Genomic DNA, 25,037 nt, shown 5'->3' on the forward strand with positions numbered 1-25,037 from the left:
AAGTATGCTAAAATGTCATCACATTCGAAATGTGTGATGTCAAGTCTATAACAGAGTGTAAGGATGATGGAGAGAGATGACTGTGATGCATAACCAAGAATCCCAACTGGCTGAAGGCGCCGTCTTTTTTATATTCGGCGCGACCGGTGATTTGGCACGCCGCAAATTGTTTCCTGCCATTTACAGCTTATATCACGAAGGCAAATTAGGTGAGCGGTTTGCTGTCATCGGCTTGGCCCGCCGTGGACGTACGAATGATGAGTTTCGCCATGATGTGCGCGCGTCCATTGAAGAATTTTGTCGTTACCCGATTCCGAATGATGAAGATTGGAGCCGCTTTGCGAAGCATTTCGAATATAAACCGCTTGACATCAACAATGTGGACGGCTTCAAGGAATTACGGGTACAGACCGAGCATATTGAACGGGAATTCAATATCCCGGGCAACCGTCTGTTCTACCTGGCGCTGGCGCCCGAACTGTTCGGCAGCGTCTCGATGAATCTGCGCGACGGCGGAATGCTCGACAGCGAAGGCTGGCATCGACTGGTCATCGAGAAGCCGTTCGGCTATGATTTGCCGTCGGCTCAGAAATTGAATGAAGAATTGAGTCATGTGTTCAAGGAAGAAGAGATCTACCGTATCGATCACTATTTGGGCAAAGAGATGGTCCAGAACATTGAGGTGATTCGATTCGCGAATGCCTTCTTTGAGCCATTGTGGAACAATAAGCACATCGCCAATATTCAGATTACCCTGGCCGAGACGGTCGGCGTCGAAGAGCGCGGCGGCTATTACGATCATGCCGGAGCGCTGCGTGATATGGCCCAGAACCATATGCTGCAGATGCTGACGATGATCGCGATGGAAGCGCCAAGCCGGCTGCATCCGGAAGATATTCGCGACGAGAAGGTGAAGGTGCTTCGCTCCCTGCGCCAATTCGAGAATGCCGACGAAGTGAAGCGCAATGTCGTGCGAGGCCAATATGCGGCAGGCGCGTTGAACGGCAAGCCGCTGCCGGCTTACCGGGAAGAAGAGAAAGTGAACCCGGCTTCCGTTACGGAAACGTACTTCGCGGCCCGTCTCTATGTGGACAACTTCCGCTGGGCAGGCGTTCCCTTCTATATTCGCACCGGCAAGCGGCTTCCGGTCAAAACGACCGAGGTCGTCGTTGAGTTCAAAAACATGCCGACGAACGTCTATCTGTCGCAAAAGCATAAGCTGGAACCGAATCTGCTCGTCATTCGGGTGAACCCGATGGAAGGCATCTATGTCAAAATCAATGGCAAGAAGCCGGGAGCCGACGCCAGCGTGCAGCCGCTCGCGATGGATTTCTGCCAGAGCTGCATGGTCGGCATCAATACGCCGGAAGCGTATGAACGGCTTATCTTCGACGCGGCACGCGGCGACTCCACTTATTTCACCCGGTGGGATGAAGTGGCATCCGCCTGGTCGTTCGTCGACAAGATCGCCGGAGCCTGGAAGGCATCCAGCGAAGACCTGCACCTGTATCCGGCAGGGTCTTGGGGACCGGAGCAAGCGGACAAGCTGTTGGCTGAGGACGGCTTCCAGTGGTGGCCGGTGAACGGACAAGAGGAAAGCCAGGTTGTATGGAATAAGTAATTCAACAATAGGAGAAGGCTGTGCTCCCGGCGGGAGCACAGTTTTTTTAGGTGAAGATGGGCTGCGGCCGCTGATAGCTTTTCCCGATTACAAGATTAAAATATCATATTCCTATAAATTCACTCGGAAAAAAAGATTGTGTTCTCTCAAAAGATAGTTATACTATAAAATATAAAGTGTGTTACAATTTTCGGGGGGAATCGACATGAAACGCAACAAGTTATGGCTCGCACTCTTATTAACTCTAGTCGTTGCGGTGGTCAGCGCCTGCGGTGGCAGCCAGACGCCGGCTCCAGATACGGCTTCCGGTACCGATACGGGAGGAGAGCCGAAGAACGGCGGCAGCATTATTATCGCGGTTCAGGAAGATCCGCGGGTGATGAATCCTGTCTATGCCGGAGACCGGGTAACATTGACTATTAACCAATCGTTATTCGCTCCTTTATATCATATCGACAATGGCGAGAAGAAATTCGTCCTGGCGGAAAGCCTGACTCCTTCGGAGGACTCGCTGACGTATACGCTGAAGCTGCGTCAAGGCCTGAAATGGCATGACGGGCAGCCGTTGACGGCGGACGATGTCGTGTTTACGATGAACAGCATTCTGGATGAGAAGCAGCACAGCTCGGATCGGGCTACCTATGTATTCAACGGCAAGCCGCTGACGGCGAAAAAAGTGGATGATCTGACGGTTGAGTTCGTGCTTCCGCAGCAATCGGCTTCGTTCGAAGGCGTATTGGCCAATTTCAAGCCGATTCCGAAGCATGTGTTCGAGGGTGAAGCGGATCTGGAGAAGAGCGCCAAGAACGACCATCCTATCGGATCAGGTCCGTTCAAATTCAAGGAATACCGCGCAGGTGAATATGTGACGCTGGAGCGGTTCGACGATTATTTTGCGGGCAAGGCGTATCTGGATTCGGTAACCTACCGCGTGGCGAAGGATTCGAACTCCGCCAACCTGGCTCTGCAGAACGGCGAGCTGCAAATGCGCATGATCGACTCCGTTGACTATGCCAAGCTCGACAACACCGGCAAATTCAATCTGGTGACATATCCGGAAGGACGCCTTATCTACATGGTATTCAACCAGAACGTCGATGTGATGAAGAAGAAGGAAGTGCGCCAAGCCATCGCGTACGCCTTGAATAAGGAAGAAATGATTACGGCGGCCTTCGGCTCGACCGAATTCGCAGAACCGGCCGCTTCGATCTTAACGCCGGACACGCTGTATCAGACGACGGATGTCGCCACCTATGATTACAATGTGGAGAAAGCGAAGGAACTGCTCCAGCAAGCCGGCGTCAGCAATCTGAAGCTGCGTCTCGCGTATGTGAACTCGAACAAGCCGCAGACCAGCAAAGCGCTGTATATTCAGCAGCAATTGAAGGAAGTCGGCATCGACGTGGAACTGATGGCGCTTGATATCGCGGCCTTCGGCAATATGTCGCTCGATATGAACAATACGAGCTATGACATCTCGTTCGGCGGCTATATTATGGGCTACGAGCCGGACGCGTACAAATCGCTCTATATGAGCGATGCGGCTTACAACTACGCGCATTATAAAAATCCGGACTTCGATGCGCTGTGGAACCAGGCAGCCGTCGAAATGGACAAAACGAAGCGCGGCGAGCTGTACAAGAAGATTCAGCAGACCGTTGCAGACGAGATGACCGTGTACCCTATCGCGTACGGCAAAGCGATCGTGGCGGTAGACAAGCGCTACGGCGGGTTGGAAGAAGCTGTTCCGAAGCCGGTTGTCATGTTCGAGGATTTGTCCAAAATTTATATGAAGTAACCTCTCGGAACCGATCATCATTAGGTAGCGGGAATTGAATCGAGAAATCGCGGGCGCTTGAAACGTTATCGTTTCAAGCGCTCTTTCGGAGGGAACCTTTGTGCAGAAATATATCGTGCGACGCGTTCTTCAAGCCATACCGCTATTATTCTTTATTTCTATCGTGTCGTTCGCGCTGATTAAGCTGGCTCCGGGAGATCCGGTCAATTCATTCGTGACGCCCGATATGAACAAGGAGGATGTGGAACGGATACGGGAAAGCCTCGGCTTGAATCTTCCGGTCTACATGCAGTATTGGATCTGGCTGAAAAATGTGTTCATGGGCAACCTGGGCTTCTCCCTGTCCAATCACCGGCCTGTGCTGACGCTTATCGTGGAGCGTCTTCCGGCCACGATTGGCTTAATGGGGGCGGCTCTCTTGTTGTCTTTGCTTATCTCGGTGCCGCTTAGCATGTACGCGGCTTCCCGGAAAAACCGCCCGGTCGATCGCGCGCTCGGGCTTGTATCGTATATCGGAATCTCGATCCCGAGCTTCTGGTTCGGAATTATGCTGATCTATCTGTTCGCCGTCAAGCTCAATTGGCTGCCGAGCATGGGCATGCGGACCATCGGCGTCGACTCGGTGTGGGATGTGCTGAAGCATGGCATTCTGCCGTGCACGGTGCTGTGCTTCATGAACGTCTCCGTCTATATGCGCTATATCCGATCGAATACGATCTCGCAGCTGGAAGAGGATTATGTGCAGATTCAATATGCGTACGGCTCGACGCAAGGCACGGTGCTGCGACGCCATGTGCTCAAAAATGTGCTGCTCCCGATTATTACGATCCTCGGGATGTCCTTCCCGGAATTGATCGCCGGGGCGTTCATCACCGAGTCGGTATTCTCCTGGCCCGGCATGGGTTCGCTCGGGATTACCGCCGTGTTCGCCTTGGACTATCCCGTCATTATGGGGATAACGATGTTCTCGTCGGTCATGCTCGTGATCGGGAATCTGGCCGCGGACGTTCTGTATGGCGTAGTCGATCCGCGCATTAAGACGATGAGGTGATTGTGATGAACCGAATGAAATGGCGTAACGTACTTACCCAAGTGAAAGAGCAAAAGGCCGCCATTGCCGCGATCATTCTCCTTGCCGTCTTTGCGCTCGCCGCGATCTTCGCCTTCCTCGTGCCTTACGATCCGAACAAGATCGTCGTGACGGAGCGGCTGCTGCCGCCTAGCGCCGCGCACTGGTTCGGCACGGATGATTACGGCCGCGATTACTTGGCGCGGGCGCTGTACGGCGGGCGCGTCTCGCTCAGCGTCGGCTTCCTGGCCATGGCGATCGCCGTTATCGTCGGCACCGCCGTCGGTACGGTGAGCGGCTATTTTGGCGGCTGGATCGATAATGTGCTGATGCGGATCGTCGATATTTTGATGTCGATTCCGTCTTTTTTCTTAATGCTGATTCTGAATGCGTATCTGAAGCCGGGCATTACGACGATTATTCTCATTATCGGAATGCTCAGCTGGATGAATATCGCCCGGATCGTGCGGGCGGAGACGCTGTCGGTCAAGGAGCGGGAATATGTGCTCTATGCCCGGGTCTCGGGTCAGAACACACTGGCTATCATTTTGAAGCATATTGTGCCCAATATTATGTCAACGATTATCGTGGCCGCGACGATCAACATCGCCTCGGCGATCTTGATGGAATCTTCGCTCAGCTTCCTCGGCCTGGGCATCCAGCAGCCGAATTCGTCCTGGGGCAGCATGCTGAACAATGCGCAGGGATTTATCGGAGAAGCGGCTTATCTGGCCTTGTTCCCGGGCTTGTTCATCTTGCTGACGGTCCTCTCCTTCAACGTGCTGGGCGACGTGTTCCGGGTTGCCTTCGAGCCGAAGGCGAACAAGAGATAATGATGGGAGACAGATGGGGAAGGGCTATGGAATTCACAGAGAACGGGAGTGGGACCAATGACTGAATTGCTGTCCGTCCGACAATTGAGAACATCGTTCATGACCCGGGACGGCGAAGTGCAGTCCGTCCGCGGCGTCAGCTTCGATGTGCGCGAGGGCGAGGTCATCGGCATCGTCGGTGAATCGGGAAGCGGCAAAAGCGTGACAGCCAAGTCGCTTATCGGCCTGATTCCGCCTCCGGGCGTCATCCGCGGCGGCGAAGTCCTGTACCGGGGCGAGAATCTGCTCGAGCTGCCGGAGAAGCGGCTGCGGCAGATTCGCGGCAACCGCATTGCGATGATTTTCCAGGACCCGATGACGTCCTTGAACCCGGTCGTCAAGGTCGGGGCTCAGATCATCGAGGTGCTGCAGCGGCATAAGAAGCTGAGCAAGCAGGCGGCCCGCGCCGAGGCGATCGAGCTGCTCCGCAAGGTCGGCATTCCTTCGCCGGAGGAGCGGATCGATCAGTATCCGCATGAATTCAGCGGCGGGATGCGCCAGCGGGCGATGATCGCGATGGCGCTCTCCTGCCAGCCGGAGCTGCTGATTGCCGACGAGCCGACGACGGCGCTGGACGTAACTATCCAGGCTCAGATTCTCGGCCTGATGAAGCAGCTCCGGTATACGACGAACACGGCGATCCTGCTGATCACCCATGACCTTGGCGTCGTGGCCCAAGTATGCACCCGTGTCGTCGTCATGTACGGCGGCCTTATTATGGAAGAGGGCACGGTCCATGACATTTTCGAGCGGCCGATGCATCCGTACACGCAAGGGCTTCTGCGATCGATTCCGAAGGTGACGGATGGCGAGCGGGAACGGCTCTACAGCATTGAAGGCACGCCGCCGAATCTGCTGCATCCGCCCGAGGGCTGTCCGTTCCAGGACCGCTGCCCGCATGCGATGGAGCAATGCCGGCAGCTTCCGCCTTATGCGGTGACGGAGACGGGCCATCGCTCGCTCTGCTGGCTTCAGCATGATGCTCCGGGCGTTACGCTGGAGGCGGTCAATCCGGAGGAGGTGGAACAGCATGAGTAAGCCGGACCAGGCGCTGCTGGATGTGAGGGGCTTGAAAAAGTATTTTTATACCTCGAAAGGGCTGTTCGGAAAAAACAAGCAGACGCTGAAGGCGGTCGATGACGTCAGCTTCCAGATTCGGCGCGGAGAGACGTTCGGGCTCGTGGGCGAATCCGGCTGCGGCAAGTCGACGACTGGCCGCTCCATCGTCCGCCTGTATGATGTGGCCGCGGGCGAGATTCGATTCGACGGCACCGATCTGGCTCATCTGAGCGAGCGGGAGCTGAAGCCGTTCCGTAAGCGGATGCAGACGATCTTCCAGGATCCGTATTCATCGTTGAATCCGGGCATGAACGTGACGCAGCTCATTAGCGAGCCGATGGAGATTCACGGCTTCGGCACGAAGGCCGAGCATCGGGAGACGGTGCTGGAGCTGCTGAACAAGGTCGGGCTGAAGCCCGAGCATGCGGAACGGTATCCGCATGAATTCAGCGGCGGCCAGCGGCAGCGGATCAGCATCGCGCGCGCCTTGTCCGTCAAACCGGAGTTCATCCTGTGCGACGAGCCGATCTCGGCCTTGGACGTGTCCGTGCAGGCGCAGGTGGTCAATATGCTTGAGGATCTGCAGGCGGAGTTCGGATTGACCTATCTGTTCATTGCCCATGATTTGTCGATGGTGCGCCATATTTCGGACCGTATCGGCGTCATGTACCTCGGCAAGCTCGTCGAGCTGGCGCCGAGCGATGAATTGTACAATCATCCGGCCCATCCGTATACGCAAGCGCTGTTGGCGGCTATCCCGGTGCCGGATCCGAATGCGGCCAGCGGCGCCGCAGCGATGCTGGAGGGCGATCTGCCGAGTCCGCTGGCTGGGTCGGCCGGCTGCCGCTTCGCTTCGCGTTGTCCGTTCGCAACGGATCGGTGCCGTCAACAGGAGCCGGAGTGGAAGGAGATTTCACCGGGACATTTTGCGGCATGTCATTTATATGAAGAGAAATAACCGGTTCCGCTCTGCATGGAGCGGAGCAATGTGATATAAAGGGAGTAGGTAAGGGAAAGGGCCGATTCATGCGGCCGCATCGAAAAGGAGGCAGGACAATGGGGAACGAGGCACGGTTATCGCAAAATACGGCGATTCTGCTGGAACGCGCCCGGCGCAAAGGATTTACGGACGAGCAGCTGCTGGGCATCATTCGATCCGGCGACATCAGCGGGCTGACGAAGGTGAACGAGGAATGGTATACGTACGATGATTTTCTTACGTATGCCGCCGAGCATGGCGAACCGTTGGAACAAGCGGTCGCGGAAGGTTACCGCATCACGTTCAATACGATGAACGGATTGAAAATATGGCTGGAAACACGCTTCGGCATCGAGGAAGGCGTCGATTTCACCCGGGGTGAAGGGAAATATACCGGGCTGACGCTGTCTGAAGCTGACCTGGAGGCGGTCCGCTCCGCACTGGCCGCGAACTGGGTCATCCTTGAAGAGGAAGGGGCTTCCGGGCCGAAGCGGACGGTTACGCTGGCCGTGCGCGCCTTGAGCGATCAGCAGTAAGGAATAAGTGGAAGGGATAGTATTGCTATCGCCTTGTTATAGAAGAGAAGCATGAGAGAATGGAACAAGCCGCCCGTGTCTCCGCAGAGGGAGATGCAGGCGGCTTGTGCTGTGTCAGGCGGGCCGGGCGAGCGCATGGGAAGGTCAGTAGTCCCGGAGAAGCTCGTCGGCGAGCCGCCGTGCATCCCGTCCGGCTCCGCAGAGGAGGGCCGAGCTGCGCGCCTGCTGCCACGGCATGCCGATCACATACAGCCCGCCGACCGGCGTGCGATGCCCTTGATAGATGAGCTGTCCGCGCGCGTCCAGCGCCCCGGGCAGCAGGAGCCAGCGATAATCCGGCCGGAAGCCGGTCGCCCAGACGATGGCCGCGGGCCGGAAGTCGGCATGATCCTGGAACAGCACGGCGGCGCCTTCTTCCCCGCTGCCGACCGCTTCCGGGAACAGCCGAATCCGTCCGGAACGGATCGCGTCCCGCAGCTCGCATCCGAAGATCGGATTCCCCTTCCTCCGCAGCCATTCTGCCCGCTGGCCGTCCGCCGGCGCATGCAGCAGGGTGAGCCGGTCCATCCATTCGAAGGTGCTTCGGTTCAACAGCCGCAGCGGTATGTGGCGGGCCGGTCCGCGCGCAGACAATACCGTCGGGCGGCTCTGCGATAGTTCAACTGCAATCTGGGCTCCGGAATTGCCGCCGCCGACGACGAGAGCGGGCCCGTCCGGCAATTGCGAGGGCCGCTGATATTGGCTGGAATGGAGCTGGACGATGCCGGTGCTGAGCGTTGACGCCCATTCCGGTATATATGGATTGCGGAAGGGGCCGCAGGCGAGAACCAGCTTCCGGCAGCGCAGCGGCTGCTCCTGTCCCCGGAGCGTGACAAGGAAGGAGGGCGAGCCAGAGACGCCGTCCGCAGCGGCCGCGACCTGTTCGACGGCGCTGTCCACCCGTACCGGGAGCTTCCAATGCTGCGCATAGCGCTCTAAATAATCGGCAATCTCATCCCGCCCCGGGAAGCCTTCCGGATCGCCCGGCAGCGGAAGTCCCGGCAATTCGCTATATTTCCGCGGCGTGAACAGGACGAGAGAATCATAGCGTTCGCGCCAATTGTCGCCAAGACGGGAATGCCGCTCCAGCAGCAGCAGCGAGAGGCGGGGCTGGCGCCGGATCAATTCGGCCCCGAGCGCCAATCCGGCTTGTCCAGCTCCGATGATGAGGACATCTATATACTCTTGCGGGTGTTTCGCTTCCATGGCCATCCCCCTTGGGTTATCAAATTAAGTAGGGTGATATCATTGTGACATTCAAAATAATATTTGAATATAGAAGGCGTGAAAATGTCATCTTTGGCGCTCCCATGAAAATATTTTTGCCGAGATCGCAAGAGATGTGTGCATTGTCCATTTATGGGCATCCCTGTTTTGTGATACAATAACGAATACGTGATTTTAGATGAGAGGGCTATGTCTAATGAGCAAATCATTATCCGAAGAATTGAAGCAAGAAGTGGAGAAGCGGCGCACCTTCGCGATCATCTCCCACCCGGACGCCGGGAAGACGACCTTGACCGAGAAGCTGCTCCTGTTCGGGGGAGCGATCCGCCTCGCGGGAACCGTCAAAGCCCGCAAAGCGAGCAAGCATGCGACGAGCGACTGGATGGAAATCGAGAAGCAGCGCGGCATCTCGGTTACGTCGTCCGTGATGCAGTTCGACTACGACGGCCATCGGGTGAATATCCTCGATACGCCGGGCCACCAAGATTTCAGTGAGGACACGTACCGGACGTTGACTGCGGCCGACAGCGCGGTCATGCTGATCGACGTGGCGAAGGGCGTGGAGAACCAGACAATCAAGCTGTTCCAGGTCTGCGCCAAGCGGGGCATCCCGATCTTCACGTTCATCAACAAGTTGGACCGCGAAGGACGGAATCCGTTCGAGCTGATGGAAGAGATCGAGCAAGTGCTGGGTATCCGATCGGTACCGATGAACTGGCCGATCGGCATGGGACGCCAGCTATGCGGCGTCTACGACCGCATGAAGAAGCAGGTGGAGCTGTTCCAGGGCGACGACCATTCCGTCATCAAGGTGCAGAAGGTGGACGATTACCGTGATCCGGTCATCCGGGACATCGCGGGAGAGCATCTGCATGACCAGCTGTGCGAGGAACTGGAGCTGCTGGACGTAGCCGGAGACGAATTCGATTATGAGAAAGTGAAGCGGGGCGAGCTGACGCCGGTCTTTTTCGGCAGCGCGATCAATAACTTCGGCGTGCAGACCTTCCTCGAGAACTTCCTGCAATTGGCGCCGAAGCCGGCTTCGCGTCAATCGACGGAAGGCCCGATCGAGCCGACGAATGAGAAGTTCACGGGCTACGTGTTCAAAATTCAGGCCAATATGAACCCGGCCCACCGCGACCGGATTGCGTTCCTGCGCATTTGTTCCGGGAAGTTCGAGCGGGGGATGAGCGTCAAGCATGTGCGTGTCGGCAAAGACATCAAGCTGTCGCAGCCGCAGCAATTCCTCGCCCAGGACCGGGACATCGTAACGGAAGCCTATCCGGGCGATATTATCGGGCTGTTCGATCCGGGCATCTTCCGCATCGGGGACAGCTTGAGTCAGGGAGGGGTCGTCACGTTCGACGAGCTTCCGATCTTCTCCCCGGAAATCTTCGCTCGCGTCACGGTCAAAAACGCACTCAAGCATAAGCAGTACCAGAAGGGCGTCGACCAGCTGACCGAGGAAGGAACGATTCAGGTATTCCATTCCGCGAGCGTCTTCGAGGAGACGATACTGGGCGTCGTTGGCCAGCTTCAGTTCGAGGTCTTCGAATACCGGATGAAGGCGGAGTACGGGGTCGACGTCCAGCTGATGAAGCTGCCGTACCAGTTCGCGAGATGGGTGACGGGGCCGAATATCGATCCGTCCAAATTCCGCATCAATTCGCAGCTCGTCAAAGACAAGTCCGGCAACTTCGTCGCCTTGTTCGAAAATGAATATGCGATGCGAACCGCCATGGACAAAATGCCGGAATTGAATTTCCTGGAGACTGCGCCATAACGGACTGGTACTCAACGCGATCATAATAAGCGAACCCCCTCATTCAAGATGATGAGGGGGTTCTGTTGATAAGCGGATGATTGCTGAATCCCCTTGTCACGGCTTGCGGATGACGAGCAGATGCATCAGATGGTTCAGCTGCTCGGCTCTCACCTCATAGCGGTGGCGCTCCAGCCAGCGGATGAGCCGGGAACGGTCGGCGAAGTACTCATCGAGGACCGCCTCGACGGAGGCCTTGTCACCGCGCGCGTTCAACTCGTCAAGGAATGCGGTACGGTGCTCGTTATCTATGAACATCAGATCGGCGATGACGATCCGTCCGCCGGGGCGGAGCAGCCGGCCCATCTCCTCGAAGGCAATCTCCTTCTGATCATCGGTGAGATGATGAAGCGCATAGGTCGATACGATGAAATCAAAGGCGACGTCCGCCAGCGGAATGGCCATCAGATTGCCCTTCAGCAGACGAATGGCCGGATATTTCCCGCGGCATTGCTCCAGCATGGCGTCGGATTGGTCGATGCCTGTCATGGCCGCTCCTTCGCGGAGGAAGCGTCCGGCCAGATTGCCCGTGCCGACGCCGAGCTCCAGTCCGCTCTCTCCCGGCCGGGGCGCAGCCTCCCGCGTCACCCGGTCCAATATGCTGTCGTAATCGGCATGAACCCGCAAGGAATCCGTATTGTTCGACACGGCTTCATCGTAGCGGCTCGCCTGCGCATCGAAATTCCACCGATCGCGCCACTCCGTGCGCAACTTCTCATAGCGCTGCGACTGTTCCCCGATATGATGTAATTGACTCACAATCTTTTCCCCCTCCTGTTCGGTGTCATCCCTGTCCAATAGACGGCGCAGCATGCCCAGCAGACGCTGCAGCTCCGTATACTGCAGCGCTAACTGCTGCATTTGCTGATTGAGATAAGGGCGCAGCGCCGCCAGACGCCCTTCCAGCGCCTCGTCAAGACATTCTCGAATCTGGTCGAGCGGCAGGTTCAGCTCGCGCAGCGCGGCAATCATGCGCAGACGCTCGATATCCTCCTCCCGGAAGACGCGGTACCCGTTGTCCTCCTGCTTGGCTGGGGACAGTAAGCCCTTTTGCTCATAAAAACGGATCGCGCGCGTCGTCAAGCCGAGCCGATCGGCCGCTTCCTGAATTTTCATAGGCCAGCTCCTTTCAGATGTATTGTAACGCTTGACGCCGCGTTAAAGTAAAGTCTCTATTTTTATTTCCTCTCTTAAAAAGCTGGAAGCGTGGTCTGACATGATCAGAAAGCAGCACAAAAACACGAATCCGTTCCGGGTAATCCGGCAGATTCGCGTTTTTGCCTTCCATCAGGCGCGGGGCTGATCGTCTTGATGCAGCTTGTGCTGCAGCGTATCCACCATCTGCTGACGCAGCTCGCTGTCGCTTTCCTTCCAGATTAATTCGAACAGAACGCCAAGTCCGGGAAGCGCCCGCTCATCATAATCGATAGAGCCTTCGATCATGTCAATGACATCCTTATCCGGCTTATTGGACACTTTCTGCACAATCGCCTGGCGTAAGTTAAGTGTGACGGCCATCGGCTGCTCCCTCCTTCCTTACAGTGCCGGTTACGTATCTATCCCCATCGCAGCGTCACCCTGAGGGATGATTTGGCACACAAGCCAGACATCCAGCGGGATACACTATCGACTGACAGACGGCGAACCGGCACCTCGCGTATAACGTTCCCCAATTGAGTGACCCTCATACAGGCGAGGACGGGGGCATCCCTTCATCTCGCTGGATGGGCGTGGTATAATTGAGAAAGAATAAGCAGTGTCGGATGAATGGGGAAGGTGATAGTATGACGGCTAAAAAGCAATTTGCCATTATCGGCATGGGACGATTCGGCTCCAGCGTGGCGCAAAATTTAAGCAACATGAATTTCGAGGTGCTCGCCATCGACTCCAGTGAGCAGAAGATACAGGAGGTCGTGAACATCGTAACGCATGCCGTATCGGCGGACTCGACGGATGAAGATGCGCTCCGCGCCCTCGGAATCCGCAACTTCGATGTCGTGGTCGTGGCGATCGGACAAGATATTCAGTCCAGCATTCTGACGACGCTGATTTTGAAGGACCTGGGCGTGCCGATGATTGTCGTCAAGGCACAGAACGAGCTGCACGGTAAAGTATTGAGCAAAATCGGCGCCGATAAAGTGGTGTTCCCGGAGCGGGATATGGGAGCAAGGGTCGCGCATCATTTGATTTCGCCGAATATTTTGGACTATATCGAGCTGTCGGAGGACCATTCGATTGTGGAGATGCGGGCTTCCTCGCTTATGATAGGCAAGAACCTGAAGGAATTGGATATCCGCGCCCGCTACGGCTGCAACGTCATGGCGATCAAGAACAATGGCACGACCAATATATCGCCGTATGCGGAAGACCGGATTAAGGATGGGGATATTTTGGTTATCGTGGGGCAGAATAATCATCTGAAAAACCTGGAACTGGCGTATGCCGAGTCATGATGAATCGAACTGAAACGATTACTTCCGTTCATAATCCCCGCGTCAAGCGATGGGCGTCGCTGCGGGAACGCAAAGGCCGCAAGCAGGAAGGATGCTTCCTCGTGGAAGGCATCCATCTCGTGCAGGAAGCGCTTGCCTCCGGTGCCCCGGTAGAGGCCGTCCTGTGCGATGAAGCGCGCGATATTCCCACGGAGCTGATGCCGTATGCGGATGCGCCGCGACCCGCAGCAGCGGGCGGAGGGCAGCCGGAATGGATCGGCGTCACGGATGCCATTATTCGCAAGCTGAGCGAGACAGAGACCCCACAGCCGGTCATCGCAGTCGTGCGCAAGCCGGCTCTCGAGCCAGGGACTCTCTTTGGCGCGGACATGCCGCTCGTGGTGGCGGTAGACGGGGTGCAGGACCCCGGCAATCTGGGCACGATCATCCGCTCGGCCGACGCTGTCGGGGCGACGGGAGTCGTCCTGGGCCGAGGCACGGTGGACGTGTACAACGCCAAGACGGTACGCTCGACGATGGGATCGATCTTCCATCTCCCCGTAGTCGAAGCCGATCTGCTGTCCCTGCTCCCCGAAGCGAAGGCGCACGGGGTGCGGCTGGCCAGCACGAGTCTGCAGGCTTCGCATTCCTGCTACGGCTACGATTACCGGCAGCCGCTCTGGCTGGTCGTCGGCAATGAGGGTCAAGGTGTATCCCCGGCCGTACAAGCTCTCGTCGACGACACCTTGATTATCCCGATGCGCGGCCAGGCCGAATCGCTGAATGTCGCCATGGCGACGACCGTACTGCTCTACGAGGCGATGCGGCAGCGGCATTATACAATACAGAATGACGGCTGTGAATGTGAGTTGTAACGTAAATTGAGACTATATATCATAATTATTAGACACCAAATGGCAGCAAACTCCTTGGCATTCAAGGAATTGCTGCCATTTGGTTTATTTTTGACATATAAATTGTAAAGTTGATTAGAAAAAGTGTATTTTTAGATGCTGAATTCCTGTTTTTTTAAACGATAGAGGATTTATTCACTTTTCTATTATTTCCTCCGAATATTAGGTATGGAGGTGATAAAAATTGAGAATTGCATATTGTTGGTGCTAGTTAGTATTGGTCTCGGAGTGATTAGCTGTGGTCTAGGCGTAAGTATTTTGATGACTTTGGGTGAGCCCGGATTTATTGTCTTTGATTCAGGCTCCAGAGGGATACAAATTTTTTTACTATCGATGATTATCATTGGATATAGTATTTTGTTGTTTCTTATATACCGGAACAAGAAGAACTCAGAGCTAGCAATGATTGCTCTCTATACTTTTATTATTTCTATTATTGTAACTCCAGTAATTATTATTTACTCAGCAGACATTAGTCGTTTTTTTAGAACACCGCCCTCTCATAAAACACAGATGTCTTTACAAAAAGAAATTCAAAAAATTATACAAGAAAATGATTTACCTTATACATTAGATTCGAAAGAAAGTGAAAAAAAACAAAAAATGAGTATACCAGGACTGTAATTCTTTTAAGAAAGAAAACTAGCGATAACATTCAACAAAAGGAGGTTGATTTAGTTATTAAAAACAGCCCGAGTTCTGCACTTAGACTGACTTTTTACGACAAAAATCAACAAGAGCATGTTACGGTAATCCTTAACAAAGATAGCAGTATTGATTTCTGTGATCCTGTAGAGTTTTGTAAGTGAAAATATCTCCGACAGGCGCTGCGCAGAACAGGACGTGTATTTGCAGCGGCCTGAACGAAACGACATAGACCTCGTCCAGATGTCACTTTCATCTCAAATGATCTTATAACCAAGAAGGTGGCAGAAGATCCTGTCTGCCATCTTTTTTTGTTGCCCAAGAAAATGAACCGATAGTCGCCTTGCTTCGCCTATATTACATTGCAGACTGAAGTTGATCCTGCAAATTCGAGATGCCGCGGATTTCATTGCTGTTATGATTTTCTCCGTGATGTCCGATATATATATTCTGATATCCAATAATAGGCAAAGGATTGAATTCAGAGTAAGGAAAAGGCGGTCTGCGGTATGATTCATCTTGGAACGAAGCGAAGAGAACAGATAAATTACATCGGGATAACCGACTTCGATGTCGATCTATTGCATAGCAAGGAAACCCAATTTCGTGCGGTCGTCGATATGTTGGTGGATGAGCTCTATGAACAAATTACGGCTCAGCCCGAGCTTCATCGCATCATTCTCCAGCACAGCACGGTTGAACGGCTGAAGGAGACCCAGCGCTGGTACTTTTTGTCCATGGCGTCGGGAGTCATTAATGAGCCATTTATCGAAAAGCGCTTACATATCGGGAAAGTCCATTCCCGCATCGGACTGACGACGAATTGGTATTTGGGAACGTATATCCTGTATCTCGATCTGGCGACAGCACATTTCCAGCGGATGATGCCGGAGGAATGGACGACCATCATTCACTCGCTTAGCAAAATGTTCAATCTCGATTCGCAATTGGTTCTCGAGGCGTATGAAGGCGACGAGAAAGGAAAGATTCAAGAGTTGGTCGAGAAACAGAATGCTGTGCTGACGGTTGTCAGCGCGGCGATTCAAGACTTGGCTGCCATGCTGGCGCAGTTGAGCGGCAGCAGCGAAGCGGTCGCTGCAGCGGCCTGCCAGACGGCCGATTTCCAGGAGCAGACGCATCACAACGTCGAGTATTTGGCCCAGGAAGTCACAGCGATTCATCATATCGGCTCGGTGATGAAGGAGGTTACCGATCAGACGCATTTGCTCGGATTGAATGCTGCCGTCGAAGCGGCAAGGGCAGGAGAACACGGCAGAGGCTTCCAGGTGGTCGCGGAGGAAGTGCGGAAGCTGGCCCGCCGCACGAAGGAATCGCTGGATACGATTGAGGACAAGTTGGAGCATATTCAAGCGAGATTGTCGGCTGTCCGGCACAATTCGGAGCAATCGGCTGCCCATGCGAGAGCGCAAGTGGCTTCTTCCCGGGAACTGGCTTCTTTTGTGAAAATGATTGAAAAGGTGACAGCGCAGTTGGAAAGCATAAAATAATTCGTACAGCTGGAGCTCCTATAGGCGGAGTCAGCACCGCTTCTTCCTGCGAAGTCGCTGAGGGTGTCCTTCTTTTTTGGATGATGGCCGCATACACTGGAATCGTACAGGCCAACCATGGTATCCGAGGCCGGAAAGGGGGAGCGGAGAGGTATGGCCAGATGGCGTTCCCGCGGCTTCCGAGCGACACGCTGGCGTCTGCCGCGCATCTCGATTCAACCGCGCAAGCCTTCGGGATGGCGTCCTCGCAGAGTCTGGGGCCGAAGCATGAGCAGCAAGAAGGCCCCCCAAGGCCCCGCTTGGCAAGGGGTGAGGCCGTCCAAGCCGCGCCGCAAGCGTAAATATGTGTTCATCGCGCTCGTTATTATGACGCTGCTGACGGTACAGCTGTTCGTGTATGTAGATAAGCATGTGCGCGGGCCGCTCATGCATCTCGCCAAAATCCGGGTCAAGCAAATTGCTACGCAAGCCATTAACAAAGCGATTACCGATCAGGTGATGCGGGGCCGGGAGCTGGATAAGCTGATCGAATGGAAGACGGATTCACGCGGCAAAGTGACGAGCTTCGTCTTGAACTATAACGAACATATGCGGATAACGTCCGAGACGGTTGAGATCGTGCAGCGGACGCTGCAGCAGACCCAGGAATTGAAGGAACATATTCCGCTCGGGCAAGCGTTGGGCAGTCCGCTCATCGCCTCCTTCGGTCCAAGGGTCCCTTTCCGGATGGAGCCGCAGGGCGCAGCGAAGGTCGAGTTAAGCACCCGGCCGATGGATGTCGGCATCAATATGGTGCTGGTGGAGGTTTATATCAGAGTCATTGAAGAAGTAGCGATTGTAATCCCGTTCGATCTGGAGCCTGAAGTGGTGGAAACGGAAATCCCCATCTCGTATCTGCTCGTCGTCGGCGATGTGCCCATGTACTACTACGATGGCAAGGGGCAACCCGTCGGAAGCAACCGTGAGAAAGCACCTGCCCTGTCCTTGCCGGTCCTGCCGCCATCCGGTGCCGTCAATTCCTCGGACAACGACAATCTTAGCGTGCCGGCGCACACCGAGACGGTGCCGCCGTCAGGCGAGCCATCCGGCGGAAGCGAGCCGCCGCCGCCATCAGCGGCAGAACCATAAAAAGAATGGAGAACCGGGGCAGGTCGGCCCCGGTTCTTGCTTTGCAGGGGGAGAGGACTTGGGCTGGCTTACCTTGAGCGAGCAGGTGGGGCGGGGCGCTTCTGGCCGCTCTTCCCGTCGTTCAGGAGATGCAGGTGTAGAGTGCGGTATAGCCACTCTCCCCATCGGTCAGGAGGATGCAGGTGTAGAGTACATTATGGCCAGTCTCCCGTCCGTCAGGGAATGGGCGGGAACGAAGCGGGTGTACAATATGCAGTGCTAGAACATTCCCGGGTTTGCATATATTTCTGAACGAATGGGAGAGTGGATATAAGGACTGAAAAATAGGTAAGGGGGGGCGTTATCGGGAAAAAGTGGTTAAGGCATTGGCGGGTTACGGTCAGAAAGTTCAATTTAAAAAGTAAAGCGGTTGCCGGCCGCCCCTAGCGCATACACACGAAAAAAAGCGATCCGGAAGCGGAATCGCTTTTCTCGCGGGAACGCAACGGCGGACATCCCCTGCGGTATTATCGGTAAGCCGTCCAGGGATGAAGCTTCGCGTCCCACTGACTATAGATGACCGGCAACGGCAAGCGCACAGGACAATTTAGCGCTGCTGCTTTTTCCCGCTATTCGCCGGGACTGTGGCCGGAGTCATCGGGGGGAGCGAAGTGGTTTTGCGCCGCTCCTTCAGCTTGCGCAGGTCGGACAGCTCCCACTGCCGCAGCAGCGGGTATGGGTCATAGGCATATTCCACCAGTCCGCGATCCCGGTAAATGCCGAAGTGCAGATGCGGCGGGAATTTGCCGGCGGTGCCGGGGGGGCCGTAGCCGGAGCTGCCGACCCAGCCAATCGTTTGTCCGGGGGTGACGATGTCGCCGATTTTTATTTTTTTCTGGTATCCGGACAGGTGGGCGTAGTAATGGTAATTGTTGTTGATGTCGCGGATGCCGATCCGCCAGCCGCCGTAACGGTTCCAGCCTTTGACCTCGATGATTCCGTAGCAGGTGCTGCGGACGGGAACGCCGTAACCGGCGAATATGTCGGTTCCTTCATGGATGCGGAATCCTCCGTAATGCCGCCCCATCCCCCAGGTGCTGCGGTAGGAATAGTCGGCGGTCACGGGAAGCGGGAAGGCCGTGTCGAACAATTGAAGCTGATCGAAATGTTCATAGAGACGGGCGAACTGCTTCACGCGCTGCACGGCACGCGGATTGGCGTAATAATTCCACAGACCGGAGCCGAAGTCGTCCTCGCTCAAGCCATAGGAGCCGATAAAGCCGGCGACGCTGTACAGCAAGTCGGTGTCATTGTTCATATCGGCCCGCCCGTCTCCGGAGCCGTCGCGGCCCATCCCCTTGAACATCGAGATGGAGACCGGGTTCTGATCTTCCCAATCCGGATTCAGCATGCCGACCCACTTCGGCGGATCGATAAAGACGCCGGTTAACCGCTCCGGATGTTGGCGCTGCTTCGGCTTGGCTTTCGTCAATGTCCGTTCGTATTGATCGATAGCCGCAAGCCGGTACCAGGGAATGCCGGTTAAGGTTCCCATCTTTTCGTATAAATCCCGCCGTTCCCGCCATATATTCACCGTGTCGGGCTTAGGCGAGGTCGAGGCGGATTCGGACACTGAAGATGCAATCGGATGGAATTCATCCTTCTTCCCTGCCGACGAGGCGTCCATCGGCGAGCAGATGACGACCCATAGCGCCAAGCCGGCCCATAATATGGCAGCTTGCTTCATGCGTGATTTCCCTCCTTATGCCTGTCCCAAATACAGATCTAATGTTAGAATGTGCACGAACGGGCTTTTTATCCGAACCTGGGACATGTAGGTATGGAATTTGGAGGGTTCATGGTATAATACTGAATTGAGGTCAAGGTAAAGCGAACGGAGAAAGAAGGTAATGACTCGATGAAAACGAAAGAGCAGAAACCAGACTGGATACGCATCAAACTGACCACAGGAGAAAATTATTCCGAAATCAAAGACATGATGCGCTCAAAAACGCTTCATACCGTATGCGAGGAAGCGCGGTGTCCGAACATTTACGAGTGTTGGGCCAACCGCACCGCAACATTTATGATTTTGGGTGATATCTGCACGCGTGCTTGCCGCTTCTGTGCGGTCAACACCGGCATGCCGACCGAATTGGATCTGCAGGAGCCGGAACGTGTAGCGGAAGCGGCTGAGCGCATGGGCTTGCGCCATTGCGTCGTCACTTCCGTAGCAAGGGACGACCTGCAGGACGGAGGCGCCTCCATCTTCGCGGAGACGATTCGAGCGATCCGCCGTCGTATGCCATTGTGCAGTGTAGAAGTGCTTATTCCCGATTTCATGGGGAATTGGGATGCGCTGCGTGTTGTGATGGACGCGAAGCCGGATATATTGAATCATAATATCGAGACGGTAGAGCGGATGTCCGACCGCGTACGGGCCAAGGCGAAATATTCCCGTTCCCTGGAACTGCTGCGACGGGCGAAGGAGATGCAGCCGGGGATTCCAACCAAGTCGAGCATTATGCTCGGCGTTGGCGAGGAATGGGACGAAATTTTGCAGGCCATGGATGACTTGCGGGCAGTCGATTGCGATATTTTGACGTTGGGACAATATTTGCAGCCGTCGCCGAAGCATTTGGATGTCGCCAAATACTATCATCCGGATCAATTCGCCGAGCTGAAGCAGGAAGGAATGAAGCGGGGCTTCAGCCACGTCGAATCGGGGCCGCTTGTTCGGAGCTCGTATCATGCGCATGAACAAGTGAAGTCGGCCCATCAGGCCATGTCCACATCGCAAGCAACCGGAAGCTAACGGGATAGCTGCCGAAGCGGGGCATGGCTCTGACGCAATCCGGGGTTACGGGAAGGAGGAATAACGGGCATGTTCCATATTAGCGGCCAGACATATGAAGTGATTCAGGAGCATAAGAACGCGTGGAATCCGGAGGCATTCCGCGACCGGTACAGCGAAGTGCTGGAACGGTATGATTATATCGTAGGCGACTGGGGATACAATCAGCTGCGGCTGAAAGGCTTCTTCCGGGATAACCATCCGAAGTCGACGAAGGACACGACTTCCTCCGGCATTGTTGATTATATTAACGAATACTGCAATTTCGGATGTGCTTATTTCATCGTGGAGAAGTTGAGCAGCAAAGATCCGCGCCACCGCCAATCCCAGGATAACGGGGATGAGGAGGAGACGCAGGGGGCCGCACCGGACAATAGGGAGGATGCCGCGACGAAGCAAGGCATCTCGCTCCAGCCGAAAGTCCCGACCCCGGAATCCGATGCCGAGCCTCAGGCGAAGCCGGCCATGCAGGAGCGCAAGCCGCGTCCGCGCCATCGCCACAAGAACCGAGGCCATCATTCCAATGAAGCCAAGCGATCGGATATCGCGAAGGTATCCGCGAAGGAACCGCGTCCCCCAAAGGACAACCGCTCTTGATCGCGGCTATGAACATGAACACCTCCCTTATCGCATCATGCGAAGCGGGAGGTGTTGTTGTATTAACTGATAATCTAATTCGTTGGGTAGCAGCCGTTCTCATCGTATCCGAGGAAGGCTTCACGGACGCGCTTCCAGAAGGGGAACGGCCGATAGCGGACGAAGGTGACCCGCTGATCCGCCACCCGGCAGCGAATCGAGCGCAGATGAGACAGCCGGATATTGATATGATCGATAGAGAGCAGCAGGTTCTGCCCTTGCCGCGGCCGAATGTCGAAATGGTGATGCTTCGGCAGGATCAAGGATGACCCGAGTGTCCGGTAGACCCGGTTGTTAATCGATGCAATCTCAGCCAGCTGGATGGCCGGAATCGAAGGGTGAACCATGGCGCCGCCCAAGCTCTTATTGTAGGCGGTGCTTCCCGATGGCGTCGATACGCAGATTCCGTCACCGCGGAACATTTCAAATAATTCATCATTGATGTCGATCTGGGCGACCAATGTATTGTCCGTGCATTTCAGCGTAAATTCATTCAAGGCGATATAGGTCTTCTTCCCCGTATCCTCCCTGTCAAGCTCAAGCTCGATGAGCGGGTATCTGACGATCCGAGGGTTAATCTGATCCTTGGAACGGTTCTCCGCCATCATGTGGACGAGCAGTTCGATCTCATCCGGCTTCCAGTCGGCATAAAAGCCAAGATGCCCCGTATGAATCCCGACGAAGGCGGTATGGTCAATCCGGTTGATGTAGCGGTGAAAGGCTTGCAGCATCGTGCCGTCCCCGCCGATGGACAGAACGATCTCCGGTTCTTCGTCATCTCGCACCAGTCCACGCGCCTCAGCCAAACGATGAAACGTCTCCGTCAAAGAGACGGACAATTCGTCTCCCCGGTTCAATACTGCATATTTCAAGGCCTTGACTCCTTTGTCGAACGGTATTGTGGAACATATCAACTCCATCTTATACGTTCCGCGCCCGGATTACAATCGTGTTTTCGACAAGAATCTCTCCGTCTGCTATCTCCGCATCCGCTGCCAGGCCACGATCAGAAGGGAGGCGGCACACAGCAGGCAGCATACCATCAGCAATGTCCATAATCCGCCGCGCAAGGAATGCCAGGCGGTCTCCCAGGGGGTGTAGGCTTGGTCCCACACCTGCGAAGGGATCCAGATCGCTGCTTCCTCGGCGTATGGCGCCAGCAGCGGGAAGAGGAAGTAGGCCGCTGCCGCTGCCAACAGGCTATGAAGCATCCGAGCTGTCAGGAAAGGCAGGTACCTCATATCGCATTCGTTCATGATGCTCGCGATCTGAGCGTGAACCGATAGTCCCGCCCAGGACAGGATCCAGGCCGCTGCCACTACCTGCGAGCGAAGTCCGGCCGCGACGGCCGCCCCGGCTCCCTTGGCGCCGAGGGTGACCTCGAACAAGCCGCCGGAGAAGGCCGGTGCCAGCGTAGGCGACAAATGGAACAATGCCAGGGCGGATTGGAGCAGGCGGTCGATCATATGCATGACGCCAATGCAGGCGAGCATTTCCATCAATACGGAGAAAAAGACGACGAGCCCGCCGACGACGGTCATCAGCCGAAGCGAGGAGCCGATGGCCTCCCGCAGCAGCGTTCCGAGCGAGCGTCCGTCTTGCTGTCTCGCGTGATGCATCGCCCGGAACGCGCGCCGGAACAAAGAGCCTTCAAACCCGCTAATGGCGCCTTGCGAAGGGGTCATCGGCGATGCGTCCGCATGGTAGCGCATGAGGATGCCGATGATAAGCCCGGCGCCATAATGGGCGACCGCGAGGATGAGGGCAAGGCCGGCATTGCCGAAAAAGCCGACGGCTACCGCCCCGATCAGGAATATCGGATCGGAGGTGGAGGTGAAGGCGATGAGACGTTCCCCCTCCTCGCGGGTGACGAGCCGATCGGTGCGCAGCCTCGTCGTCAGCTTCGCCCCGACTGGGTAGCCGGACGCGTAGCCCATGGCGACGACGAAGCCGCCGATGCCCGGCACGCGGAACAGCGGCCGCATGACAGGATCGAGCAGCGCACCGATAAAATGGACGATGCCGAAGCCGAGCAGCGCTTCGGAGATGATGAAAAATGGGAGCAGGGAAGGGAACAGGACGTCCCACCATATCGATAGGCCGCGAACCGCCGAGCTGAGTGCGGCAGACGGGTAAATGGCCATCAGGGCCGCAAAAGCGCTCAACACCCCCGCGATAAGGAGCATGAGAAGGATGCGGCTTGTCCTGCGGTTCATACAAAGCACTCTCCTTTCCTGTCAAGCCGATGAGCACTCCATACTTTCAAGTTTATGAGAGGAAAGGGACAATCATGACAGGCGTGAAGCCTTGCACTGCCTTCGTTCCGCAATATTTCTGTAATCAAAATGTAAAGAAAACGGTTGCATGTTTTCGTATTATTTTGAAAATAATTATGATAAAATACAAGTATAGAGAGATGGAACGCGTTCGTTAGGGGTGATACGGATGAGCATTATTGCTGGCATCCTGGTTTGCGCTTTCGTCTACGTCATTCGAGAGTCGTTAATGGGACCACCGGAAGAAGATTGGGAAAGTTAATCATTTTACGCAAGCGCTGAAGGATTCAGCGTTTTTTTGTTTTTTACCGGGAACGTGAAGCATCACATTGAAAAGGCCCTCTTTTTATACTAAAGTGAGGGGGAGCAAGCAACCATTCAAATTAACCGGAGGCCGGAAATGCAGCGCCGCAACGGCAAGGATGCTGCGTCTGGCCCCGTAAGACAGGAGCTGTGCTATGGAACGCATGCAACGCTACAATACGCTGTATGATGCGATTGGCGGAGCGGATACGATTCGCCGCATCGTGGAGTCCTTTTATCCCAAAGTCCAGGCTCACCCGCTGTTGGGCCCTTTGTTTCCTGAAGATATTGACCCGGTTATGGAAAAGCAGTTTATGTTTTTGTCGCAGTTTTTCGGCGGCCCTTCGCTCTTTTCCGATGCTTACGGCCATCCGATGATGCGGGCGCGGCATTTGCCGTTCCCGGTGACGCCTGCCCGGGCCGAGGCCTGGCTCGGCTGCATGCGCGAAGCGCTGACGGAGATCGGCTTGGAACCGGAGCTTCGGGACATGGTGATTACCCGGCTGTCCGGCCCGGCGCACCACTTCGTGAACACGCCGGATGAAGAGGGACAAGCATAGAACGCAGTCCTGCCGGCAGGATGCCGGTATCCCCGACAGAGAACGTGTAAGGAGAGGGAGAATTTTGGTAGAAATAGAACCGCTGTTTACAACAAGAATGGAATGCCCGTTTTGCGCGGAATCATTCGACATCTCGCGTGTACGTTCACGCTTCAAAAAGCCTTCCCAGATCGACAGTGATTTTTGTCCCCATTATGCAGAGCACCGGCTGAATCCGGATTATTATGTCGTGCGGGTATGCCCGAACTGCGGCTGCGCATCGACCGAGAACTCGATAAAGAACTGGAATCATGCCCAGCGCCAGGCGTTCCGGGAGCGTATCGCTTCCCAATGGACACGCAAAGAGTACGGAGGCGAAAGGACATGGGAGCAGGCAATGGAGACGTATCAGCTGGCCTTGCTGACGGCTCAGACTATTGGCGAGCATAAGCGCGTCGTGGCCGGCTTGCTGCACCATATCGCCTGGCTGTTCCGCTACCGCGGGATGGAGGCCGAGGAGCAGCGCTATTTGCGCTTCGCGCTGGAGGCTTATATATCGGTATATGAGTATGAATGGCAGGATCAGAACGATGCGCGGCTCATGTATATGATAGGCGAGATGCACCGCCGGCTTGGCGAGTATAATGAAGCGGGCAAATACTTCACTCGGATCATACAGGACAAACGGATTATGGATGCGGCGATGATTCGGGCCGCGCGCGAACAGTGGCAGCAGATGCGGGAGGAGATGCAGGAAGGGAAGGAGAACCCGGAGGGCACGCCGATCTAACGGGTTGCGGA

23 protein-coding genes are annotated in these 25,037 nt (G+C 55.4%); 17 read left to right on the top strand and 6 right to left on the bottom strand.

The window, feature by feature from the left end:
* The first annotated feature begins 76 nt into the window (after positions 1 to 76).
* The 7 genes from zwf (at position 77) to NNL35_RS09025 (ending at position 7,934) form a co-directional block, all read left to right on the top strand.
* A complete protein-coding gene (gene zwf, locus NNL35_RS08995) occupies positions 77 to 1,621 on the top strand; it encodes a glucose-6-phosphate dehydrogenase (protein WP_006675747.1) in 1,545 nt (514 codons plus the stop codon).
* 205 nt (positions 1,622 to 1,826) lie between these two features.
* Positions 1,827 to 3,419: an ABC transporter substrate-binding protein gene (locus NNL35_RS09000; protein ID WP_006675746.1), complete on the top strand. Its 1,593-nt coding sequence runs from the start codon at positions 1,827 to 1,829 to the stop codon at positions 3,417 to 3,419.
* A 100-nt stretch (positions 3,420 to 3,519) separates the two neighbouring features.
* Complete coding sequence (locus NNL35_RS09005) at positions 3,520 to 4,470, top strand: ABC transporter permease (RefSeq protein WP_006675745.1); 951 nt, start codon at positions 3,520 to 3,522, stop codon at positions 4,468 to 4,470.
* A gap of 5 nt (positions 4,471 to 4,475) precedes the next feature.
* Positions 4,476 to 5,321 carry an ABC transporter permease gene (locus NNL35_RS09010; protein WP_006675744.1) on the top strand — a complete coding sequence of 282 codons (846 nt, stop codon included), beginning with the start codon at positions 4,476 to 4,478 and terminating at the stop codon, positions 5,319 to 5,321.
* Positions 5,322 to 5,378: 57 nt separating this feature from the next.
* Positions 5,379 to 6,398, top strand: a complete 1,020-nt coding sequence (locus NNL35_RS09015; protein WP_006675743.1) for an ABC transporter ATP-binding protein — start codon at positions 5,379 to 5,381, stop codon at positions 6,396 to 6,398.
* Positions 6,391 to 7,377 carry an ABC transporter ATP-binding protein gene (locus NNL35_RS09020; protein ID WP_006675742.1) on the top strand — a complete coding sequence of 329 codons (987 nt, stop codon included), beginning with the start codon at positions 6,391 to 6,393 and terminating at the stop codon, positions 7,375 to 7,377. Before NNL35_RS09015 ends, NNL35_RS09020 begins: the two co-directional genes overlap by 8 nt.
* Before the next feature lie 98 nt (positions 7,378 to 7,475).
* A complete protein-coding gene (locus tag NNL35_RS09025; protein ID WP_006675741.1) occupies positions 7,476 to 7,934 on the top strand; it encodes a hypothetical protein in 459 nt (152 codons plus the stop codon).
* A gap of 144 nt (positions 7,935 to 8,078) precedes the next feature.
* On the opposite strand, the gene NNL35_RS09030 is transcribed toward NNL35_RS09025, so the two are convergent.
* Positions 8,079 to 9,179 (bottom strand): flavin-containing monooxygenase, encoded by a 1,101-nt coding sequence (locus tag NNL35_RS09030; RefSeq protein ID WP_006675740.1) that lies wholly within the window; start codon positions 9,177 to 9,179, stop codon positions 8,079 to 8,081.
* 217 nt (positions 9,180 to 9,396) lie between these two features.
* Here NNL35_RS09030 and NNL35_RS09035 point away from each other — a divergent pair, with 217 nt between their 5' ends.
* The gene (locus NNL35_RS09035; RefSeq protein WP_006675739.1) at positions 9,397 to 10,983 is read left to right on the top strand and encodes a peptide chain release factor 3; all 1,587 of its coding nucleotides are present in this window, start codon (positions 9,397 to 9,399) and stop codon (positions 10,981 to 10,983) included.
* A gap of 96 nt (positions 10,984 to 11,079) precedes the next feature.
* Here the strand turns inward: NNL35_RS09035 and NNL35_RS09040 are convergent, their stop codons facing one another.
* On the bottom strand, positions 11,080 to 12,138 hold the full coding sequence (locus NNL35_RS09040) for a MerR family transcriptional regulator (RefSeq protein WP_006675738.1): 1,059 nt from the start codon (positions 12,136 to 12,138) through the stop codon (positions 11,080 to 11,082).
* Between the two features lie 171 nt (positions 12,139 to 12,309).
* Positions 12,310 to 12,540 carry a small acid-soluble spore protein SspI gene (gene sspI, locus NNL35_RS09045; protein ID WP_006675737.1) on the bottom strand — a complete coding sequence of 77 codons (231 nt, stop codon included), beginning with the start codon at positions 12,538 to 12,540 and terminating at the stop codon, positions 12,310 to 12,312.
* 266 nt (positions 12,541 to 12,806) lie between these two features.
* Here sspI and NNL35_RS09050 point away from each other — a divergent pair, with 266 nt between their 5' ends.
* The 5 genes from NNL35_RS09050 (at position 12,807) to yunB (ending at position 17,649) form a co-directional block, all read left to right on the top strand.
* Positions 12,807 to 13,475 (top strand): potassium channel family protein, encoded by a 669-nt coding sequence (locus tag NNL35_RS09050; RefSeq protein ID WP_006675736.1) that lies wholly within the window; start codon positions 12,807 to 12,809, stop codon positions 13,473 to 13,475.
* Positions 13,472 to 14,329, top strand: a complete 858-nt coding sequence (locus NNL35_RS09055; protein ID WP_006675735.1) for a TrmH family RNA methyltransferase — start codon at positions 13,472 to 13,474, stop codon at positions 14,327 to 14,329. Before NNL35_RS09050 ends, NNL35_RS09055 begins: the two co-directional genes overlap by 4 nt.
* A 237-nt stretch (positions 14,330 to 14,566) precedes the next feature.
* A complete protein-coding gene (locus NNL35_RS09060; protein ID WP_040730363.1) occupies positions 14,567 to 14,992 on the top strand; it encodes a hypothetical protein in 426 nt (141 codons plus the stop codon).
* Positions 14,993 to 15,522: 530 nt separating this feature from the next.
* Entirely contained in the window at positions 15,523 to 16,521 is a 999-nt protein-coding gene (locus NNL35_RS30340) for a globin-coupled sensor protein (protein ID WP_006675733.1), read from the top strand.
* Positions 16,522 to 16,674: 153 nt separating this feature from the next.
* The gene (gene yunB / locus NNL35_RS09075; protein ID WP_006675732.1) at positions 16,675 to 17,649 is read left to right on the top strand and encodes a sporulation protein YunB; all 975 of its coding nucleotides are present in this window, start codon (positions 16,675 to 16,677) and stop codon (positions 17,647 to 17,649) included.
* Between the two features lie 586 nt (positions 17,650 to 18,235).
* On the opposite strand, the gene NNL35_RS09080 is transcribed toward yunB, so the two are convergent.
* The gene (locus NNL35_RS09080; protein WP_006675731.1) at positions 18,236 to 19,375 is read right to left on the bottom strand and encodes a M23 family metallopeptidase; all 1,140 of its coding nucleotides are present in this window, start codon (positions 19,373 to 19,375) and stop codon (positions 18,236 to 18,238) included.
* A 126-nt stretch (positions 19,376 to 19,501) separates the two neighbouring features.
* On the opposite strand from NNL35_RS09080, the gene lipA reads away from it, so the two are divergent.
* Positions 19,502 to 20,443 carry a lipoyl synthase gene (lipA, locus tag NNL35_RS09085; protein ID WP_085982244.1) on the top strand — a complete coding sequence of 314 codons (942 nt, stop codon included), beginning with the start codon at positions 19,502 to 19,504 and terminating at the stop codon, positions 20,441 to 20,443.
* 69 nt (positions 20,444 to 20,512) lie between these two features.
* Entirely contained in the window at positions 20,513 to 21,079 is a 567-nt protein-coding gene (locus NNL35_RS09090) for a YutD family protein (protein ID WP_006675729.1), read from the top strand.
* A gap of 74 nt (positions 21,080 to 21,153) precedes the next feature.
* Here NNL35_RS09090 and NNL35_RS09095 read toward each other — a convergent pair whose 3' ends face one another.
* Together NNL35_RS09095 and ylbJ are read right to left on the bottom strand one after the other, a co-directional pair.
* Positions 21,154 to 21,990, bottom strand: a complete 837-nt coding sequence (locus NNL35_RS09095; protein ID WP_006675728.1) for an NAD kinase — start codon at positions 21,988 to 21,990, stop codon at positions 21,154 to 21,156.
* Positions 21,991 to 22,095: 105 nt separating this feature from the next.
* Positions 22,096 to 23,334, bottom strand: a complete 1,239-nt coding sequence (gene ylbJ, locus NNL35_RS09100; protein WP_006675727.1) for a sporulation integral membrane protein YlbJ — start codon at positions 23,332 to 23,334, stop codon at positions 22,096 to 22,098.
* 518 nt (positions 23,335 to 23,852) lie between these two features.
* Here ylbJ and NNL35_RS09105 point away from each other — a divergent pair.
* On the top strand, positions 23,853 to 24,257 hold the full coding sequence (locus NNL35_RS09105) for a globin domain-containing protein (protein WP_006675726.1): 405 nt from the start codon (positions 23,853 to 23,855) through the stop codon (positions 24,255 to 24,257).
* 64 nt (positions 24,258 to 24,321) lie between these two features.
* Positions 24,322 to 25,026 (top strand): DUF2225 domain-containing protein, encoded by a 705-nt coding sequence (locus NNL35_RS09110; RefSeq protein WP_006675725.1) that lies wholly within the window; start codon positions 24,322 to 24,324, stop codon positions 25,024 to 25,026.
* The last annotated feature ends 11 nt before the right edge of the window (positions 25,027 to 25,037 follow it).

This window comes from Paenibacillus dendritiformis (assembly GCF_945605565.1).
GTDB classification, from domain to species: Bacteria; Bacillota; Bacilli; order Paenibacillales; family Paenibacillaceae; genus Paenibacillus_B; species Paenibacillus_B dendritiformis_A.

What these genes read in the sequence shown, in the direction of transcription:
- zwf (WP_006675747.1), top strand. Translation starts at nt 77, where the DNA reads ATGACTGTGATGCATAACCAAGAATCCCAACTGGCTGAAGGCGCCGTC.
- NNL35_RS09000 (WP_006675746.1), top strand. Translation starts at nt 1,827, where the DNA reads ATGAAACGCAACAAGTTATGGCTCGCACTCTTATTAACTCTAGTCGTT.
- NNL35_RS09010 (WP_006675744.1), top strand. Translation starts at nt 4,476, where the DNA reads ATGAACCGAATGAAATGGCGTAACGTACTTACCCAAGTGAAAGAGCAA.
- NNL35_RS09015 (WP_006675743.1), top strand. Translation starts at nt 5,379, where the DNA reads ATGACTGAATTGCTGTCCGTCCGACAATTGAGAACATCGTTCATGACC.
- NNL35_RS09020 (WP_006675742.1), top strand. Translation starts at nt 6,391, where the DNA reads ATGAGTAAGCCGGACCAGGCGCTGCTGGATGTGAGGGGCTTGAAAAAG.
- NNL35_RS09025 (WP_006675741.1), top strand. Translation starts at nt 7,476, where the DNA reads ATGGGGAACGAGGCACGGTTATCGCAAAATACGGCGATTCTGCTGGAA.
- NNL35_RS09030 (WP_006675740.1), bottom strand. Translation starts at nt 9,179, where the DNA reads ATGGAAGCGAAACACCCGCAAGAGTATATAGATGTCCTCATCATCGGA.
- NNL35_RS09035 (WP_006675739.1), top strand. Translation starts at nt 9,397, where the DNA reads ATGAGCAAATCATTATCCGAAGAATTGAAGCAAGAAGTGGAGAAGCGG.
- NNL35_RS09040 (WP_006675738.1), bottom strand. Translation starts at nt 12,138, where the DNA reads ATGAAAATTCAGGAAGCGGCCGATCGGCTCGGCTTGACGACGCGCGCG.
- sspI (WP_006675737.1), bottom strand. Translation starts at nt 12,540, where the DNA reads ATGGCCGTCACACTTAACTTACGCCAGGCGATTGTGCAGAAAGTGTCC.
- NNL35_RS09050 (WP_006675736.1), top strand. Translation starts at nt 12,807, where the DNA reads ATGACGGCTAAAAAGCAATTTGCCATTATCGGCATGGGACGATTCGGC.
- NNL35_RS09055 (WP_006675735.1), top strand. Translation starts at nt 13,472, where the DNA reads ATGATGAATCGAACTGAAACGATTACTTCCGTTCATAATCCCCGCGTC.
- NNL35_RS30340 (WP_006675733.1), top strand. Translation starts at nt 15,523, where the DNA reads ATGATTCATCTTGGAACGAAGCGAAGAGAACAGATAAATTACATCGGG.
- yunB (WP_006675732.1), top strand. Translation starts at nt 16,675, where the DNA reads ATGGCCAGATGGCGTTCCCGCGGCTTCCGAGCGACACGCTGGCGTCTG.
- NNL35_RS09080 (WP_006675731.1), bottom strand. Translation starts at nt 19,375, where the DNA reads ATGAAGCAAGCTGCCATATTATGGGCCGGCTTGGCGCTATGGGTCGTC.
- NNL35_RS09090 (WP_006675729.1), top strand. Translation starts at nt 20,513, where the DNA reads ATGTTCCATATTAGCGGCCAGACATATGAAGTGATTCAGGAGCATAAG.
- ylbJ (WP_006675727.1), bottom strand. Translation starts at nt 23,334, where the DNA reads ATGAACCGCAGGACAAGCCGCATCCTTCTCATGCTCCTTATCGCGGGG.
- NNL35_RS09105 (WP_006675726.1), top strand. Translation starts at nt 23,853, where the DNA reads ATGGAACGCATGCAACGCTACAATACGCTGTATGATGCGATTGGCGGA.